Annotated in this window: 1 protein-coding gene; it reads left to right on the forward strand. The window is 66.7% G+C overall.

Features of this window, described 5'->3' with window-relative positions; genetic code table 11:
• The coding region (locus OK17_RS20420) for a DUF222 domain-containing protein (protein WP_461418562.1) at positions 1-462 on the forward strand (462 nt) is incomplete at both ends.

Raw genomic sequence — 462 nt, forward strand, 5'->3', positions numbered from 1 at the left:
GCCGCCGAACGACAGATGGCCGAGATCGCCGTCGACCACACCCCAGCCGACATCGCTGCCCTCGGTGCGCGGCTACTGGCTCACCTCGATCCTGACGGCGCACTCGCCGACGACACCGACCGCACACGTCGCCGCAACCTGTCGGTCCACCGCCAGCGTGTCGACGGCACCGCCAAGATGATCGCCAACCTGACCCCCGAACTGCTCGCCCGGGTCACGATGCTGCTCGCCGTGTGGGCCAAACCGGGCATGAACAACCCCGACGACCCCGATTCCCCACACGGGTCGATCGAAGACGCCGACCCCGAGGTTGTGGGTGCTGCGGCCGAACGCGATGATCGCACCCCGGCCCAGCTCAACCACGACGCGTTCAACGCACTACTCAAAGCCGTCTTCGACGACGGACTCCTGGGTAAGAGTCACCGCGGGTTACCGACCCAGCTGATCATCAAAGCCGACCTC

Source organism: Gordonia sp. GN26 (assembly GCF_054823965.1).